The following is a 16,192-nucleotide window of genomic DNA, read 5'->3' as shown; positions in this document are numbered from 1 at the left end:
CTAATTATCATTAAAGCAAAAGATTATGAAAAAATTAGTATTAGTAGTAGCAATGTTTATGTTTGTTTGTGGTGGTTCATTCCTTGTAAAGGCTCAGAACTCCGCAGAAGCTGTGACAGCCCAGGCAGGAGTTAATGCCTCACTTATCGTTAATGATACAGTAGTGAAAGATACTGTAACCAAAGACGAGCCTGTGAAAACGGAACTGAGTGCACCAACCGCTTTTGTCAATGATACAGTAGTGAAAGACACTGCATCCAAAGACAAACCGGCTGAGCCTGTCAAGGAATAACCTTGCCAACAACAAGCAGGACATAGTCTGCCGAATAATAGTAAGCACACTACAAAAAAAGCCATCCCTACTTCGTCTATTCCGGGGATGGCTTTTTTGTTCTTTCTATTCGTTTCTTATTCCACTGTCAATATCGGGTCTGCTTTCCACGTAGAAACCACACTTGCCGCTTCAGCTTCAAAGCTCTTGTCCGCTAAAGAAACAAATGTTTTAATATTTCCGTTTCCATTATTGAACAACCAGTTGGCAATCATTCCTTCCGCTTCCTCATTCAGTATCTTGCCACTTTGGTCTGCAATCTGCTGTTCCGTCAATGCTTTCGTCCAGATACGGGCGTAACTGATAGCACCATTCAAGCGGCGTTTGCTGTCAGACTGACCGATGTAGAAGTTGGAAGTCAGGTTAATATTCTTCAAATCATCCGGTGTGCCACTTGTATATTGGAGCGTTTCCTTCACACCATTCACATACAAGGCAATCCGGTCACTGCCACTCTTGCTATCATCCAGAACCACGGCAACATCATACCACTTATTAGTCTCTATCTTAGTGGAGCCTTCATATCGGATTTTACCTTTATCGTCTGCTGCCAACTGAAGATAACGTGATTCCGTATCACTATCGTCCTTATGAACATCCACACGCAATAAGAAGTTTTTCTCGATTCCCATCACCGTATTAATCCGCGCATCACCGCTTCCATTCAACGACTCAATATTGAAACGAGCCTCAAACGTGATTGTGCTCACACTCTTCAGCGATTCGTCCGCCACCCCATTATACGTAAACGGTACATGGAAATAATTGCTGCTACCCAAGTTCGCCACTCTATCTGCCAGTACCACTGTTACAGTCAAAGATAATTCCTGGTCTGCCTGGTCTTTGACAACCACTGTGGTGACACCTGCCTTCTTACCAATCAGATTGAAACGGGTATCATCCACCTGCTGAACACCGACTATCTCATCATCTTCCGCTGTAAGACTATAACCTCCGTTTCCTTTTTCTACAGTAATCATCACCTTGTTGTTCACACCGACTCTCGGAGTCAGGTTGGATACATCAATAGAGATAGGATTCACTGTTACTTGAATCGTAGCCTGCTTTCCCTTATGGTCGGTGAAAGTCACCGTGGTATGTCCGCTCTTCAACCCCGTCAATGTATAGAAAGGACGGAACACATCAGTATTGACCATGCCGACAATCGTTTCATCACCCACCGTATAAGACAATTCATCATTACTGGAGAAGTTTCCCATGCTGACAATCAACTGTTTTTCGTCCCCCACTTCCAACGTAACTTGAGATTCATTCACTTCCAGTTCAAAGACCCCTACATTGACCGAAATATTGGCAATCACTCCTTCACCATCCATCACTTCCACCGTAGTGGCTCCATTCTGCGAGCCGCTTCTCACCGTAACCACCTCACCGGAAACCGTAGCCGTTGCGATAGCAGTATTGAAACTCCTCACTGAGTAATTTCCGTTTCCAACCACTATATTCACTTTGGTCTCTTCATTCTGCCCGATACGTATCACCGGTTTATTCACTATCAATTCTATCAGGTCCTTGGCAATATCGTCATCGTCATCATCGTCACAACCGGCAACGGCAAACGACAATACCGATAAAAGCAACAGACACATATATGTATAGATTCGTTTCATCTGATTTTCTTTTTAAAGTTATACATTCCTATCGGTTTACCATCCCGGATTCTGCTCAATAGACGGTGTCTTCTGCAATTCGCTCTGCCGAATCGGGAACAGATAATGCTGGATGGAGAACGTACGTTCTTCCACACAGAAACGTTCCATTCTATATTTTACACCGTCTACAGTAATAGCACCATTCTCATCCTGCACCGGACGCATTCCGTTAATCATCCTTTGGCAACGGGGCAACGCTCCGTTGTTTGCCGCCCAGTATTTCTGCGTACGTTTTGAGTTGTCGCTGCCGCTGGATTTCCAAAGACTCTCTTTAGCCAATTCTTCTTTGCTCGTCGGTTCCAGATACAAACGGCAAGTCCAGGGACGTTTGCCTTCATAGAAGAGCTCCACACGACGTTCACGCTGAATATATTCACGCATCAACTGCTGATTGGACTTAACTTCCGGTGGCATCGGTTTCATGAACGAACGTTCGCGGACGGTATTTACCAATTTATAAGCCTCATCCAAATCCTCTCCCAGCTCATTGCAAGCCTCCGCATAGATATAGATAAATTCAGGCAGGCGCCAGATAGCAGGCGCATTGATACTGAAGTTACCGGATTTGTTCCAGGACTCCTGCTGGAATTTGCGCAAGTAATATCCGGTAGTCGTCGCATTAGTTGCTCCTATCTTATCAGAACCACTGGCAGTATTCAGTGTTTTCGATTCATTCTTATTGTTGCGGTAAGGAGCACCGTGATAGATAATATCCCGATAGAAACGTGGGTCACGAGTTCCCTTCACATACGGATTCGCATCATCATAACCGCCTTTGCGCGCTTCCGCCGAATATACAGGATAACCGTAATCACCTACGATATATTCATACTCGTCCACCTGTTCCTGTACAGGCTGCTGACGGGAACTTCCCTCTCGGCTGGGCGGATAAATATCTCCCTGCCAGGCCTGGTCCTTGCTCTTCGTCATAAAGAACACATACTCGTTGGCAAACGCATCCATATCATAGAACATATCCCACAGGCGGGCATACACACGGCTATCATTCAAGTTGCCGTCCGCCGGGTCTTTGAAATCATTTGCGTCATGTTTCATATAAAGAGAATAACGCTTTGTACCACCAACTTCAAAATCCAGTACAGCCTTAGCCGCTTCCTTCGCCCTTCTCCACCGGTTGATGTCATACGTATATTCATTCTCGAACACACGACGCAAGTTGTATCCATATTGGGAAGCTCCATTCCACAGCGGAGTCGCCACTATCCAGCGGACAAAGGAAATCAGTCCCAGGCAAGCACCCTTATCCACACGCCCGAAGTTTTCAGAGGTCTTCACGTATTTATTGGGCACCATACCATACGCAGTCTGTGCGTCCGCAACAATTTTTTCCACCATCGTATGAACAGACTCCTTCTTGAAATCCATATTATCTCCGGCATGAACTACATAGTCAATATACGGAGCTTCTCCGTACATACGCAACAGCAACATATGGAAATAACCGCGCATGAAATACATTTCCCCGATACGGTTACGCAAGTCACCGTCCTGTTGAGGATTATCGGGCGTATTATACTTCGCCACATTTTCTATAATCAAGTTCGCCTTACGGATTCCTTCATACAAACTTTCCCAGTACTGACCGCAGCTACCCGGCAAGGAGTTCGGGTTCCAGGCACCGTTATTGAAGTTATTCGTAATATTCCCTTCTACGTTAGTACCTTCACATTCGTCCGTAATGGCACTGTTACTGAAGTGTTCGAAAAACACCAGCGGACGGTCGGCTTTCTTCGCCTTGGCATACACATCCGATACCAGTCCGTTTACTTTCTCATAACGGGCAAACACATCCGCTTCCGTAATGTTGTCATCATCATCCCGGTCGAGGTAATCATTGCACGAAGCGAAAGACAACGTTAGAAGCGATAAAGCGATTGCTGAAAATCTATATAACTGTTTCATGTTTCTATACTGTTTTTAGAATGTAATATCAATACCGAAGTTGAATACCTTTTGAATCGGATACCAGGAAGCACCGTCACCGGACTTCGTTTCCGGGTCGATGTCTACATCACCCAGTTTATCAAAAGTCAACAGATTCAAGCCCTGCACATAGATACGTGCCTGCTGTACATGGAACTTACGCAACCAGTTAGGCGATACATTATAACCGATTTCCACATTCTTCAGACGAAGGTAGGAAGCGTCATACAAGAACAGGCTGCTGTTTCCATTCTTATTGTTATCATGCGTTCCGTAGTGCAAAGCCGGATATTTTGCCGTAGCAGCCGTTTCCGGTGTCCAACGGTCGAGATGCATCTTCTTCACACGCCCGATCTTATCTTGCTCGAACTGCGGGAAGTCAAATACAGCAGCCCCATTCAACAGGATAGATGTTTTGGTGGCTCCCTGCAACAATACACTAAAGTCGAAATTCTTATACTGGAATCCGAAAGGAATACCGAACATAAGCTCCGGGCTACGCGGATTTCCCATAGCCGTACGGTCTTCATCGTCAATCACCCCATTGCGATCCAAATCCTTGTAAACGACATCTCCCGGAATTAACTGCCCCCATGGCTGATAACCGATTTTATTCAAGCGGTCGGCCTCTTCCTGATCGGCCACAAAGTGGTCGAATACATAGACAAAGTTCTCATACAGGCGCTTACCCGTTTCTTTACGCCAGGAGTTCTTACGGGCTACTTCCGCCTTATATTCCAGGCGGTTGCGGGAGAAGGTCAGATTCGGACGAATATAATAACGGAAATTCTTTCCTATCTTGTCGTTCCAGCTCAATTCGATGTCCACACCACGGTTGCTGACCTCACCCAAATTCTGTAAAGCCGCATCCTTACCTACAATGTCCGGATATCCCATGATACCGTCACTATTCATATCCGTAATAATATCGAACCGATATTCATAGAAAGCATCGACAGTCAATGCCAAACGCTGGTTCAAGGTAGTAAAGTCAATACCTACATTCAACTTGCGGGCTTTCTCCCAAGTCAGGCTTTCATTTGCCAGGTTTCCTTCGGAAGTACCACCCACGTTCGTTCCGAAATTATTGCCGAAATCATAGCTGCTACCACTACCGTAGAAAGCTAAATAAGGGAAACGGCTGCTCACGTTGTCACTACCTACCAAACCATAAGAAGCCCTTACCTTCAAGAAGTCGATCCAGGAAGCCTTCTTCATAAAAGACTCTTCCGAAATCACCCAGCCGATAGAACCTGCGGGGAAAAATCCGTAACGTTTGTCCGGAGCGAAGTTCTCGGAACCATTGTAACCGAAGTTGAACTCCATCAGGTACTTCTGATTATAATAATAGGCAAAACGTCCGGTGATACCCTGGCTATGATAAGCCAGTTCATTATTAACAGTACGGTTGCCACGGTTTGCCAGCAACATCGCTGTCAGTTCGTGACGGTCGTTGAACAAACGGTTGTAGTCCACACGTGCCTGTATATACGTCCGTCCGTCGGAAGCATTATGGCTGAATCCGTTGCCGATAGTCTGGTCGATGTCGTATTTATTACCTGTCTTGTAAGCACCGGTATAATGTCCGCCCGCCATATAGGCATCCGAACCTTCAATCGGCATAAACGTCGCATATTTCGGATATTCACGGTATCCGTCCTTATAAGTATCCAGCTTGCGGTTGATCCAGCGTCCTTCGGAAGCATCATAAGAAAACATCACTTCCGCTTTCAGCCCTTTTGTCAGGAATCCCATATCCAGGTTCATGGCAAAGCTACCGTTCAGATAGGTATTCTTCTCATTCAGATAACCGGTACGGCTCAGCTCACCTAATATATTATAGCGATAGATGTTGTCACCATACAGCATGCCCCGGGAGTTCTGCTGAATATATTCTTCATTCTGCGGATGCGAGTTCTCCTCTACCAAGATAGGCAGATACGGCGGTTGCGTAGCACAGATAGTCATCAGTCGCCCGGCAGTAGTACCCGGTGCATTACGGTCGGTAATACGGGCACCCAGGTCGAGACGTGTACTCAGATAGCGGTTAATATTAATGTCAATATTCGAACGGAAGTTGTAACGGGTAAATCTGGTCTGCGAATTATATTCACCGGCATTCGAATATTTGTAGTTACCGCCCTGTGAAAAATAATTAGCCAGCACATAGTAACGCACCTTGTCCGTACCTCCACGGATAGAAAGGCTGACATCTTCCTGCATACCCGGTTTGAAGGCGAAATCATAATAATCCCAGTCATACCCCAGCCCGTCGGAGTTGTCGCCTTTTGCACGGCGGAAGTTGTCGATAGCCTGTTGAGAGAAAAGATTCAGGCTGCTAATGTCTGCGCCTGTCATCTTGGCGTCATTCAGTCGCGCTTCATTATATAAGGTAGCATAATCGGCAGAGCCCAAATATTCGGGGAATCCGATAGGTTGGTTGATACCGACAGAGGCTTTCAGGTTTACAGTTGCTTTCTCGGCGGCCTTACCACGTTTGGTTGTGATCACGATTACACCGTTCGCGCCACGGATACCGTAAGCGGCAGTCGCGGAAGCATCCTTCAGAATAGTGAATGTTTCAATCTCGTCCGGTGCCAGATAACTCATGTCGCGTTCGATTCCGTCAACAATGACAATAGCACTCTGATTGCCGTAAGTAGCTTTACCACGGATGAACAATTCACTTTGGTCAACACCCGGCTCACCACCCGCATATTGGTTCACAACCAATCCCGGCAGACGTCCGGCAAGTGCATTGTTGATATTGGCGGTCGGACTTTGCGTCAAGTCTTTCGTTGTAATGGTAGCTACCGAGCCGACCATCGTTTCCTTGCGTTGCTTGGTGTAACCTACCACCACAACTTCCTGCAAGGCTTTCGTATCTTCCTGTAATAAGACCGTCAAGTCTTTCTTGGCACCGGGAACAATTTCCTGCGGCTGATAACCCAAGTAAGAAAATACCAGCGGAGCTTCCGCGTATGGCAACTTCAACGTAAACTTACCATCCATATCCGTAATCGTTCCCGCATTGGCTACTCCTTTTACCACAACAGACACACCAATCAACGGGTCATTTGTCGTCTTATCCAATACCGTACCCGATATCGTTATCTTATTGTTTTGCGAAGCCTGTGTCCTTGCGGCTCTGCCTGTCTGCGCCATACTTTGTACAGGGATACCTGCCAGCAAAGCGCAAGAAACAGCCATCAGACAAATATTTCTTTTTATATGTATCATTTTTATTTTCGATTTTCTATGTGTAATGAATCAATCTTATTCCCCTGCTTTCTTCCCGAATTCCGGACCAACCCAGTTGGCCTCTTCGGAAGCCTTGCCCTGTACCCAGTCCTCATAACGGGCACGAATCTCGATCATTGTCGCTCCGGGAACCTCTGCGTTCAAAGAAATCGTCAGGCGGTCTTCCCTGTTATCGCGATTGCCGAACTTCGGAGCTTTCGCCCAATCGTATTCCCATACATAATATCCTTCCGGATGTGCCAGTGTCCAAAGTACATCGGAACAACTCCGTAATGCGGCAATAAACTTATTCCTGGTCTTTTCCGGATAAACACTGCTGACAGGTTGTTTCACCATATCCAGGAAATAACGGACAAAGATTCCCCGGAACAAAAGATTATCACCGGAATTACCCTCCCCGCTGAATACCGGATAATTGGAATCCATTTTCTTATTCACCTGATAAGAACCGAAAGCAACAGCGTTACGGAGATATTCCTCCTCACCGGTGGCATTGTAGAGTGCCAGAGCAGATGCCATGAATGTTCCCTGATTGTAAGACAGAGCCACTTTATCCGGGTCACCCGGAGTGCCGTCATCCTTGATTCCCAAGTTATCATATACCTGTCCGGTCGACGTGTCACACAGATAAGCAGTCATCCAGTTGTACACCTCTTTGGCAAAGTTGAGATAATAAGCCGCCTTATCCTCCCATCCCTCTTTCGCTTCTTTGACAGTCAGCTTGTACAGTTTCATAGCCAAAAGACAACCGGGGCCATTTGAACAAGCCATACGTGAAGCCGGCGCATCCGTTTTCCATGCCATGCCGCCTACTCCTTTATAGTCATTCTTGGCTCCCTTGATATGATCCCACATTTTCATCAAGGCACTGTAATAGTCTTCGTCGCCCGTCAGCTCGTACACCCGCAGGCAAGCCAATGCCATCCACTCCATATCATCATAGAAGTTATTCCAGAAGTCCTTGCCACCATAACCGCAATGCTCATTCCAGTCGTCAAAAGCCGGAAGGAACGGTTTCATTATGTTCTCATACAAATCGGCCTGATAAGCAGGATCGTCTGCATGACGGATATAAGCGTCGATGACTATATCCAGCGCATGTCCTTGCGACCATCCGCCGCTGCCCCCTGTACTTGTAGGTTCTCCGGTTTCCGGTGTATTCGGTTTTTCCCAATAAATGCTTCCGCAGAAAGTATCCCGTCCGCCGGCATTCTCAAAGAAATATTTGATGTAAGTTTCGGTACTTGTATTGGCAGCATCCGTCCAGTTTACATCCGACACATATTCGCCGGATGAACTCCCTTTGTAGATGTCACTCAATTCGCCGTCGTCACAGGCAGCGAACATGGTTAACGTAACACCGCCCAAGAGCAAAGCCTTTTTTGAAAATGATACTATATAGTTCTTCATATTATTATTCAGTTTTAATCTTCATTGGTTTCCGAAGCCACCCAACGATGAGTATAGACTCCAAATTCAGCATTGAAATAAAGGGTAACATCTGTTTTTACCGTTGCATAATACACATTTCCCTGTATTGCGCCCCACTGAAGCAGTTCGTCACAATAACGGAAACTGTAATCCCAAGGATCGGTACCCAACGCCAATTGATACAAGTTGTAATAGCCGGCATCGGTAGCCAAGTTGGGCTGACTCTTATCTTTCTCCTTATGTCCCCAACGATAAGTCGTCCCGTTGATTTCCATCTTAAAGCTATGACGGGTTTCACCGCTTCCTGCCCAACTTTCTGTCTGTTTCCGTGCAGTATAATTCTTCACGCCCCACTTGCCATATCCCAAGTAGTCGAAGTTCTGCCGGTATCCGCCCGAATGGTTATAGAGATAGACTGCTCCTATTTCATCATAACTGATGGTTTGTTCACCCATATTGATAGTAATACGGTAAATGCCGGACTTCGGAACGGTCACCGTATACTCTTCACCGTCATTGCGTTCGCGCAACACGCCATTGTCGTCTACATAGTAATAGCATCTGCGTCCCTCTACCGTTGACATAAAGATAAACGGCTGGTCTGCTTTCAACTGAACGAAAGTCTGATAAATTCCTTCGTTCTGCCGGAGCATCTGCAACGCTTCCGCTTCGTCCCCATCATCTTCCGTACCGATACCTGTGATATAAACCGGTTCATTCTCCGAAGGCATATCGTCAATGCCGTCCATCATAAATATCACGAAATAACCTTCCAGGCTACTGATTGCCTGATCCAATCCACAGTAGGCACGTACTTTCCAACGTAGTGTTCCGTTTGTGTTGCAACGAAACTTGGCAAGTTTGCCAATCGTATTTGCCTGATAATGCGTCAAAGTAAGCTGAGGTTCCAAGCCGTTATTGTCGGAAAAGATAGTTTCTACCGGCTCCGTAAAATCCCCGCCAATCGTATCAATCAGCACTTCGTAACGATATACTGTATTACCGTGTTTCTCAGTAGGCGTCCATTTCAGGATGATGTCCGTCAGTGAAGCTCCCGAAAGCACCACTCGTTCACCGCTAGCCATAGCGTCCATCGTACGTACTGGTTCAGGAGGAACAATCGCTTCATAATCGTCCGGGTCGAATCCCGGATTCAGTTCATTGTCACAAGCCGTCACTCCGATAAGAAAAAACAGCAGGGCAAATTTGATTAGGTTCTTTGTAATCATATTGTTTCTCATATTATTGTATTCCTTGTTTTTAGTATGAATGAGGACATTCCACTCGTTTGTAGCGGTCAGGGAAAGTGACAGGACTTATACTCTTACCGTTGTTATAAACCACTGCATCCAATCCGTCGCCTGCAGAACCATAGTTCTTGAAAACACTGATATCACCAACACCATTAGACGGTATCCAATAACCCAATAAATCAGTATTCGCCTTAGCTTCTTCCTGAGAGTAGTATTTACACATATCCTCTTTTATCTGCTCTGCAGTACGGGCAACTTTCCACATACGCGCCTGAGCAACGGCACAATATCCCAAACGGAATTCACTATTACCCGAACGTCCAATCATCAAGGCGTTATCACCGGATACGGAAGAAAGAACCAAATACGGATCGGGCCGTACATCTTCATAATCACTGCTTGCAGGAGTCAGCGTTTCACGCACACCATTGATATACATCTTGTAAGCCTCCTTTGTACTGCCCTGTGTTCCATCAAACACAATAGCGATATGATACCATTTCCCGTTTCCCTGACGGTCATTGCCCATTTTCTGCTGACTGCGGAAACGGGGGTCATTGTATTTATCCCCATTCAAATTATTGGGATCTTTATGGATTTTGGTAGCTATTTCAAAGCGCAAATCAGTATCCCCATTGGATTCGCAACGAAGCAGGAAAACACCTTCCAACCCGATAAACGACTGCAAAGCACGTGAGTATGTCGGATAAAATACCATCTCAAAAGTAAGTTGTTGCATATTATCCAAAGCCTGGTTACCCTCTACAAATTTCTTGATGTCAATCTTAAAGCAACGGTCAGAGTCGAGGAAGGTTGCCATCGGCATGACAGTAACCGGTAAGTCCAACTTCTTCCCGGCAGCATCCGTAATTATAAGCGTAGTAGTTCCCAGCCAGTTAGCTTCAATTTTCAGATGACCGTTTTCATCTATTTCCGCTGATTTCAAGTACTTCCTATTATCATCCGTCAATGGCGCTAACTGATATTCACCGTTACCACGGGAAATTGCAATCTCTTTTGAATTATCAAATCCGTTGATAGTTAATGAAGTCGCATTATCTTCCAACTTGATTTCATACGGATTTACCTTTACCGCAATTTCTTTTGACGAACCTTTCTGATCAGTCACAATCACCTTTACATCCCCTCTTGCTTTCGGCTTCAGTGTAATCAGATTCTCTTTCTCGGTAGCTTCTACAACGGTAGCCTCCGTAGTCGGTTCGCCGTCTCCCACCTGATAAGTAAAGCTATATCCACCATTCCCTTTTTCAATCTCGATATACTGAGACTCGGCATCCGGCTCCGCAAAAACCGCTTCGTTGGCTTTCAGCGTCAAGTCAACGATATTTACTACCACAGGAATAACTACCGTCTTACCTTTTTTATCAGTAATCGTAATTTCGACAGGTTCTGCTCCTGTTTCAAATTTGGCAGTTACGGGGAATACCTGACCGGAGAGTTCGCCCACTTCGATATACTTGTCGGCACCTTCGGGAATGGAAATCTCATAATTACCATTACCAGTCAGGATTTTCACCATTCTTTTTTCACCGATAAACAAATCGAAGCCTTCTTCCGGTACATCTGCCGTCAAGTCCCAGAGTTTGGCTACCTGAACCTGAATCCTAGCCACTTTCTTGCGTCCGTCTACTACTAATACAGTTGTTTCGATGCGGTTATTTTCTTCAAGCCGGCTATTCTCCGTAGCTTTAATTGTTACTTTATTACCACTGACCGTAGCTGTCGCTATACTTTCATCAAATGGTTTCACATAATAATCTCCATTACCGGAAGTAATACCTACCGTAATTTCGTCTCCTTGCAGTAGTGTCACCGAATTATTATCGACCACCAAGTCAGTTGCCGGCTTCACCTCCTGTTCTTCTTTATCATCACTGCACGAAACCATAAAAAATGGAAGGGCCAATGCTGACAGGAATAAAAAACTAAGTTTCCTTTTCATTAGATTAAAGATTAATAAATTAATACTTTCGATTTTATCTACTTAAATTTTCGATGAAGCAAAGATAAAATCACTAAACTCTACCAAAAGAAATCAAACTCTACTTTTTTACTTTTTGGCACGGATACTTACCATATTAACACGGATATTTACTTCTTCTTTTTCTCGGAAAATCCCCCGCTACAGCCTATTGCCGAACCTCTTCCAAATGTTTCATCCGAAATTCTTTTGGCGTGCACTCGTACTTTTCACGGAACACTTTGAAGAAAGTTACCTTATTGGAGAACCCTGAATCGAATACTATTTCATCAATAGTCTTTTTAGTCGTCAGCAGCAAATCCTTGGCGATATGCAAACGACATTCCTTTATCAGATCCGTCGGACTATCTTCACCGATTTCTTCCATTTTCCGGTAAAGGCTACGCGGGCTGATTGCCAGCCGGTCGGCGATATAATGCGGGGTCAGTTCCTTATTCGTTATATTATCATTGATAATCTTCAAGACAGACTGGAGGAATTTCTTCGATTCCTTATGTGTCAGCTTGCCGTCCGACTTCTCAAAGGAACTGATGGGCGAACTGAAATAGTTTTTCAGCACTTCCTTACGCTCCATCACCTGCCCCACCGATATGCGGAGATATTCCGCATTAAACGGTTTCGTGATATACATCTCCGCACCTGCCGAGAGAGCCGCCATCTGCTCTTCCATCTCATGTCGTCCGGAAACTATGATGATAGGTATATGTGCCGTCTCTTTCACCGCCTTAATCCGCCTGGTCAGTTCAATGCCACCGATTCCCGGCATCATGACATCACAGATTATCACATTCGGATAAACTTCGTTCATCACCTGTTCCACCCGCTCAGGGTCCTGCAGGGTTACTACATTAAAGTCACCGGAGAAGATTTCACCGATAAACCACAGCATTTCTATTTCATCATCAACCACCAACAAGGTAGGACGCATCTTATCAAACTCATAATGAGGAAGTTTCAGAACAGGCTGTGTGTCTATCTTCGGAATATATTCCGAAGTAATCCGCTTTGTTGCCGTTGCTCCGGTAGTCGGCTCCATGACAGGCAAGGTCAATGTGAACATCACCCATCTGTCAGGCGTATTTTCCACTTTCAGCGTGCCGTTCAGCAACTTCGCCATATTGTAGGAGATGGCAAGCCCCAATCCATTACGGGAGAAGTTCTTCTCATCCTGATTTTCAAAGTTATCCAGGATAGAATAGCGGTTGAAGATATGCTGGAAATCTTTTTCCTTGATGGCACTTCCTTCATTGGCTACCCGGAGCACCAATACACCTTCCTCAGCCGTATCCACTTCAATCTTAATGCTTTGCCCGTCGGGAGTATATTTGAATGCATTCGAAATCAGATTGATAATGATTGTATTCAGGAAGCCTTTGTCCGAGTTCCACATCACCTGTTCGGGAATCTTGCTCAGGAAAGTAATATTTCTCGATTTCGCCATTTCGACAAAGGTTCTGGCTATTCCTTTTACGATGGACGATACATTTAACGTTTCAATACGCACTTCCCTGTTGCCCGTCTCGATACGGCGGAATTCAATCAGTTCATGAATCAGGTTATTCAGACGCTCGGCATTGGTCTGAATCATCTGTACGTAGTCTACCACAAACTTGCTCAGTCCGTTGGACGAAAGGATGCGTCCGCAAGGGCCGTAAATCAAAGTCAGCGGCGTGCAAAATTCATGAGCGATATTTGTAAAGAAGCGGAGTTTGGATTCAAAGACATTCTTTTGATGACGTTTCTCTATTTCGTTCAGCAATTCCTGCTTCTTGCGTTTGGAGCGCAGGATAAAGGAACGTACCAGCAAGGCAGCCAGCAAAAGCAGGCACAAGGCATAAATCAGATAAGCCCACCAGGAAGCATACCACGGGTCGCCGATACGGATGACCAAAGAGTAGACATCACTCTCTTTATCAAAGACACTATTATAGTATTTCACCAGCAGCGTATATTCGCCGGGAGCCATATTCGTAAAAGACACTCCGCTCTCCGAACCGTTGTTCACCCATTGGTCGCTCAAACCTTTCAGCTTATAGAAATAGGTGCAGTTGTTACCATTCAGATAATCCACCGAAGCAAAGGAGACAGAAAAGAAGTTTTGATTGTACTGCAGGTTCAGCACCTCCGTATCCTTTTTCCGGGTGAGAAATTCGCCCAAGTTATATTGTTCGCCAAAGATGGATAATTTATCAAAATAGACGGGTGGTGTATAAAGCTGTTCGGGACGACCGTCCGCACGGATGGCAACAAAACCGTTGATGCCGCCGAAGAACAATGTACCCGTCCGAGGATCGCGGTAAGCGGCTCCGTCACTGAACTCCACCACTTTCAGCCCGTCACCGAAACCATACGAACGGAATACATTCCGGCGGGTATCGAAGTTGATTAGTCCCAGGTTGGTACTTAACCAGAAGTTATCGGATGAGTTTTTGAGAATGGCATGAATCGTGTTGTTCAGGAAGCCATTCTTCGCATTAAAAAGTTGGTAAGAAGTCTCCGAGGTATATTTTATCAGCCCGTAGCTCGTGCCGAAAAGATAATTGTTACTGCTGTCCTTGCTGATAGCGAGAATATTGTTCAGCGTCATGTTCTCATATTTATGAGTAGATACAGGCTCCAGTCCGTTCGTTGTCTTGTTGAAGCGAAACACCCCATATCCTTTATTGCCAAAGAGCAGACGGGATTCGTCTTCCGCATAGATAGTAAAGAAGTAGTTCGAGCCCAGTTCGCCATCGTTGATGACATAACGCTGGGCATCTACGATGACCGGATTATCCGGTGTTCCGGCAATACGGGCTTTCAGGACTCCCATTCCTACACTTGCCAGCCATAGTTCGGAGTCCGCCGTTTCGTAAATATCGTGTATATATTTGAAGTCTTCGTTAGCTACCCGGATAGGGATATTCCTGACACGTTTTTCCTTGTACGAATAATAGCTCAGCCCTTCTTCATCGCCTATCCAAAGAAGATTCCGGTGACTTTTGGCAAAACAATAGACGGCGTTGCTTCCCAATGCACTGTTGGAAGTGGTCAGCGTCTCCGCACGACAGTCGGAAATGCTCCTATCAACCTCGTAATCATAGATTTTCAAGATGCCGTTTCCCTTTGTGCCTACCCAGAAAGTACGGTCTTCATCAAGATAAAGGGCACGTACGGGGCGTTCTATCTTCTCGCTGTAATTGCTGAGCACCGTTGATTTGATAGAATAGAGAGGGGTGGAATAAAGATAAACACCTTGTCCGTCCGTACCTATCCACACAATATCCTGAAAACGGTCTTTCTTGAGACAAAACACGCCACTGTTGACAGGCAACGGCTGAATCTGATAGGTATTCGTTCCCTTCTGCTTCTCCAATAACAGAATGCCGTCCATCAGAAAACCGACAAAGAAGCTGTCGTGATAATGAACAATGGAAGAGATTTTGCCGCGTGCCTGTATCTCTTTGCCCAGATTGGCGATAAACTCATTCTTTTTGGTCGGGATATGGAAAGCGTAGAAGTTATAGTCCTTGTCGATGTAATAAAGAGATTGCTCATCATTGAAGCAGTAAATCAGTGAAGTCTGATAAATCAGGCTGGTTTTCTGTGGCAGCAAAGTGATGTCTCCCGAGGCGGACTCCTGCTGTATGTCATAACAACGGTTGTACCCTTTCATCACTACCCACATACGGTTGTTGCCGTCGATAAAAAAGTCTACGATGTCCGAGATGGGAATACCTGTAATATTTATTTTCCTGAAAGCCCCCTCTTTCTTATGATAATAATAGATGCAGTTGCTGTCCTGGATAATAAACAGATTGCCATTGGTATCCTTGTTCATAAAGAAGAGTTTCTGAAACTCATTGTAGTGCGTAATCGTGTTGGTTCGCCTGTCCAGCCGGTTCAGTCCGTAGTAGGTTTGAATCCAGTAAATTTCGTCACCGGTATATACAATATTGTCAATCAGATTACCGGATAAGTAATCTTCCTTGTCACGTGTTTTAAACTCTTCGATTTCCTGTCCGTCGTATATATTCAGTCCGTCGCAAGTACCTATCCACATCAGCCCGCGTTCGTCCTGGCACAGAGATGTAATCGAACTGTTAGACATATATTCCTTGTCTGCAATCTGCTTCAGGTTATAGGCGGAAGCCGTATGTATCAACAGATTAAGGATTAAAACAAAGATAAAAAACGGTTGTCTATTCATGGCGTGTCATTCTTAGATTTGATGTATGGCAAAGGTAAACAAAAAAATATTTCGCGCTTTTTTCTGGCAGGAATATAAGTTAAGTTCCACGCCATAATGGTTAACATT

8 protein-coding genes are annotated in these 16,192 nt (G+C 45.2%); 1 reads left to right on the top strand and 7 read right to left on the bottom strand.

The features are described from left to right. Positions 1–25: 25 nt before the first annotated feature. On the top strand, positions 26–292 hold the full coding sequence (locus CLIN57ABFB40_RS15345) for a hypothetical protein (RefSeq protein WP_167961733.1): 267 nt from the start codon (positions 26–28) through the stop codon (positions 290–292). A 116-nt stretch (positions 293–408) separates the two neighbouring features. On the opposite strand, the gene CLIN57ABFB40_RS15340 is transcribed toward CLIN57ABFB40_RS15345, so the two are convergent. From CLIN57ABFB40_RS15340 to CLIN57ABFB40_RS15310, 7 genes are all read right to left on the bottom strand, one after another. Continuing rightward, complete coding sequence (locus tag CLIN57ABFB40_RS15340) at positions 409–1,962, bottom strand: LamG domain-containing protein (RefSeq protein ID WP_175630892.1); 1,554 nt, start codon at positions 1,960–1,962, stop codon at positions 409–411. 36 nt (positions 1,963–1,998) lie between these two features. Beyond that, positions 1,999–3,927: a RagB/SusD family nutrient uptake outer membrane protein gene (locus tag CLIN57ABFB40_RS15335; protein WP_024987613.1), complete on the bottom strand. Its 1,929-nt coding sequence runs from the start codon at positions 3,925–3,927 to the stop codon at positions 1,999–2,001. A gap of 15 nt (positions 3,928–3,942) precedes the next feature. Continuing rightward, positions 3,943–7,188 (bottom strand): SusC/RagA family TonB-linked outer membrane protein, encoded by a 3,246-nt coding sequence (locus tag CLIN57ABFB40_RS15330; RefSeq protein ID WP_121766504.1) that lies wholly within the window; start codon positions 7,186–7,188, stop codon positions 3,943–3,945. 36 nt (positions 7,189–7,224) lie between these two features. After that, positions 7,225–8,619: a glycoside hydrolase family 76 protein gene (locus CLIN57ABFB40_RS15325; RefSeq protein ID WP_175630891.1), complete on the bottom strand. Its 1,395-nt coding sequence runs from the start codon at positions 8,617–8,619 to the stop codon at positions 7,225–7,227. 14 nt (positions 8,620–8,633) lie between these two features. Further along, positions 8,634–9,881 (bottom strand): SusE domain-containing protein, encoded by a 1,248-nt coding sequence (locus CLIN57ABFB40_RS15320; RefSeq protein WP_175630890.1) that lies wholly within the window; start codon positions 9,879–9,881, stop codon positions 8,634–8,636. 19 nt (positions 9,882–9,900) lie between these two features. After that, the gene (locus CLIN57ABFB40_RS15315) at positions 9,901–11,856 is read right to left on the bottom strand and encodes a LamG-like jellyroll fold domain-containing protein (protein WP_172503572.1); all 1,956 of its coding nucleotides are present in this window, start codon (positions 11,854–11,856) and stop codon (positions 9,901–9,903) included. Between the two features lie 187 nt (positions 11,857–12,043). Further along, positions 12,044–16,084: a response regulator gene (locus CLIN57ABFB40_RS15310; protein ID WP_175630889.1), complete on the bottom strand. Its 4,041-nt coding sequence runs from the start codon at positions 16,082–16,084 to the stop codon at positions 12,044–12,046. Between the last annotated feature and the right edge of the window lie 108 nt (positions 16,085–16,192).

It is taken from the genome of Bacteroides acidifaciens (genome assembly GCF_903181435.1).
Lineage (GTDB): Bacteria > Bacteroidota > Bacteroidia > Bacteroidales > Bacteroidaceae > Bacteroides.
The sequence above is the reverse complement of the archived record's forward strand: the minus strand, read 5'-3'. Positions and strand labels throughout refer to the sequence as shown.

What these genes read in the sequence shown, in the direction of transcription:
- CLIN57ABFB40_RS15345 (WP_167961733.1), top strand. Translation starts at nt 26, where the DNA reads ATGAAAAAATTAGTATTAGTAGTAGCAATGTTTATGTTTGTTTGTGGT.
- CLIN57ABFB40_RS15340 (WP_175630892.1), bottom strand. Translation starts at nt 1,962, where the DNA reads ATGAAACGAATCTATACATATATGTGTCTGTTGCTTTTATCGGTATTG.
- CLIN57ABFB40_RS15335 (WP_024987613.1), bottom strand. Translation starts at nt 3,927, where the DNA reads ATGAAACAGTTATATAGATTTTCAGCAATCGCTTTATCGCTTCTAACG.
- CLIN57ABFB40_RS15330 (WP_121766504.1), bottom strand. Translation starts at nt 7,188, where the DNA reads ATGATACATATAAAAAGAAATATTTGTCTGATGGCTGTTTCTTGCGCT.
- CLIN57ABFB40_RS15325 (WP_175630891.1), bottom strand. Translation starts at nt 8,619, where the DNA reads ATGAAGAACTATATAGTATCATTTTCAAAAAAGGCTTTGCTCTTGGGC.
- CLIN57ABFB40_RS15320 (WP_175630890.1), bottom strand. Translation starts at nt 9,881, where the DNA reads ATGAGAAACAATATGATTACAAAGAACCTAATCAAATTTGCCCTGCTG.
- CLIN57ABFB40_RS15315 (WP_172503572.1), bottom strand. Translation starts at nt 11,856, where the DNA reads ATGAAAAGGAAACTTAGTTTTTTATTCCTGTCAGCATTGGCCCTTCCA.
- CLIN57ABFB40_RS15310 (WP_175630889.1), bottom strand. Translation starts at nt 16,084, where the DNA reads ATGAATAGACAACCGTTTTTTATCTTTGTTTTAATCCTTAATCTGTTG.